Source organism: Pseudomonas sp. (assembly GCF_037994325.1).
In the GTDB taxonomy this organism is placed as follows: Bacteria; Pseudomonadota; Gammaproteobacteria; order Pseudomonadales; family Pseudomonadaceae; genus Aquipseudomonas.
Map to the genome: position 1 here is coordinate 1 of NZ_JBBNAH010000017.1, position 2,066 is coordinate 2,066.

2 protein-coding genes are annotated in these 2,066 nt (G+C 58.7%); one reads left to right on the forward strand and one right to left on the reverse strand.

From position 1 onward, the window contains the following. Positions 1 to 783 (reverse strand): choline-sulfatase (gene betC, locus AAAB16_RS00575; protein WP_340661577.1); only part of this gene is annotated, 783 nt, incomplete at its 3' end. A 129-nt stretch (positions 784 to 912) separates the two neighbouring features. Between betC and AAAB16_RS00580 the strand changes: the two genes are divergently transcribed. Next, positions 913 to 1,803 carry a LysR family transcriptional regulator gene (locus AAAB16_RS00580; RefSeq protein ID WP_340661578.1) on the forward strand — a complete coding sequence of 297 codons (891 nt, stop codon included), beginning with the start codon at positions 913 to 915 and terminating at the stop codon, positions 1,801 to 1,803. The last annotated feature ends 263 nt before the right edge of the window (positions 1,804 to 2,066 follow it).

The following is a 2,066-nucleotide window of genomic DNA, read 5'->3' on the forward strand; positions in this document are numbered from 1 at the left end:
GCTGCATGCACCAAAGTAGGCGCGGCGGGCATCGCGGATTTTGTTCTCTGGCAGCGGCTTGTCCCACAGGTCGATCACTTTCATCAGCCGTTGTGAATGCGGGTCTTGCTCGTTCTGCTCGCGCGGATGGCGTGGCAGCGGAATATCGCTGTCCTCGTACAGGTCCCAGAATTTTTTCGGGATGGTGTAGGGGTCGTGGGGGTGGGTCATCGACACGGTCAGGCAGAACGGCTGGTCGCCGTCATTGCGCACATGGTCGAACAAATACTGCTGCGCCTTGAACACCACCTCTTCATCAAAATCCAGCTGGTTGGTACGCACGCATAGCCCGGCTTGCAGCACCGATGACATATTGTGGTACCAGCTCGGGCGCACATCCGGCTCATCCCAGTTCACCGCCCAGCCGTAATCGGCGGGGTAGATATCGCTGGTCAGGCGCTCTTCATAACCGTGCAGTTGGTCGGGGCCGCAGAAGTGCATCTTGCCCGACAGCGCCGTCTTGTAGCCCAGGCGGCGCAGGTAATGGGCGTAGGTGGGCACGTCGGCGGGGAAATCCGCGGCATTGTCGTAAGCGCCGATTTTCGACGGCAGCTGGCCGCTGACCAGGGTGAAACACGATGGCGCGCACAGCGGGCTGTTGCAGTAGGCGGAATCGAACACCACGCCCTCGGCAGCCAGGCGGCTTAAGTGCGGCATTTTGATCGGCGATGCGCTGTCATGCAGGGGAAGAAGCGGCGCGGCCATTTGGTCGGCCATGATGAAAAGGATGTTCGGGCGCTTCATGTGGCAGGCTTATCCTATGCGTAGCAGTTATGCGATAGTCTCTGCCTCGATCTTCTGCCTCATGCATCCAGGGGTAAAGCGCATGGCCATGCATGCTTCGGATAACTATTGCTTATGTGAAGGTGGCCTATGAGCCTGCCCTTGGACTTGCTGCGGGTATTCGAAGCCGCCGCGCGCTCGCTGAGTTTTACCAGCGCGGCCGCTGAGCTCGGCACCACTCAGCCGGCGGTGAGTCAGCAGATCAAACGCCTGGAAAAAGAGTTGGGTGTGCGCCTGTTTGATCGCATCCACCGCGGCATCACTCTTACCGATGCCGGCCAGGTGTTGCTCCAGCATGTGCAGCAAGGCCTGGAAACCATCGACGCTGGCGTCGCCGCCATCACCGCGCAGAACCAGCATGAGGTGCTGCAGGTGTCCACCGACTTTGCCTTTGCAGCCTATTGGTTGATGCCCCGGTTACCGCGTTTTCGCGCCGCTAACCCGCACCTGGACGTCAGCCTGATCACAAGCGACCGCAGCATGACCAGCCTGCGCAGCGACATCGACATTGCCATCACCTTTGGCGATGGGCGCTTTAAACACACCGAAGCCAGCCGCCTGTTTAGCGAAGAGGTGTTCCCCATTTGTAGCCCGCGTCTGTTGGAAGGGCGCACCTTACCCTTAGGCAAAAACGCCTTGGCTGGGTTGCCGTTGCTGCACTTAAAGCCCGATATGAGCAGCCGCTGGTTTGACTGGAACGGCTTGTTTCAAGCGCTGGGGATCAGTCAGCCGGTAGGCCCGGCAGCGATGAGTTTTGATAACTACACCCTGCTGATTCAGGCAGCGATTGCCGGCCAAGGCGTGGCCATTGGCTGGGCGCATTTGGTCGATGAGCTATTGGAGCAGGGGGTGTTGTGTCGGGTGATAACCGAACAGGCGGAGTCGCGCTATGGCTATTACGCCGTGCTTTCCGAACGTAAACGCCGGGCGCGGTTGCTGCAGCCGTTTTTGGAATGGCTGCATGCAGAGTTGAACCTGTAGGTTTCGCCGCTTGCGCAGCCAGTTGTCTTTGATCTCAATAACCTGCCAGAGGTTTTTGATGAACTGCATCACACTCCATTCCAAGCTGGCCTACCCTTTCCGTATACTGCGCCGGCCAGCAAGGACTGCTTAGGCTCCCTATTCCTCTGCCTTTGTGGACCTGTCCTTGTGAATATTCGTCAGTCGCTTATCAGCTTGTTTCTCTGCGGCGTATTCGCCCTACCCACCCAGGCCGCTGCGGCGGAAAAAATCAAAGCCAAGGC